Here is a 282-nt window from a genome sequence, read left to right as displayed (position 1 = left end):
AGTTAGAACTGCGCTTACTTCCCAATGGTCAGATGCGTTTTTTCAATCCCCAAACTGGGGAGTATTTAAGAAGTCCAGATGAGTCCGAACGGGAACGAATTGAGGAACGACGGGAAAAAATGGAGGAACGACGACAGAAAATGGAGGAACGACGAGAAAAAATGGAGGAACGACGAGAAAAAATGGAGGAACGACGACAGAAAATTGAGGAACGACAAGAAAAAGAACAGGTACAGAGGACATTGCAAGAGTTGCGCGATCGCCTGATTGCGAAAGGATTAG

The 282-nt window shown here is 45.4% G+C and carries 1 pseudogene; it reads left to right on the top strand.

The features are described from left to right. Positions 1–32: 32 nt before the first annotated feature. A pseudogene (locus JUI58_RS00185) lies at positions 33–282 on the top strand (Uma2 family endonuclease); the annotation flags it as partial.

The sequence above is a fragment of the Spirulina sp. CCY15215 genome, assembly GCF_016888125.1.
In the GTDB taxonomy this organism is placed as follows: Bacteria; Cyanobacteriota; Cyanobacteriia; order Cyanobacteriales; family Spirulinaceae; genus CCY15215.
This window is presented reverse-complemented; position numbering and strand designations above follow the sequence as displayed.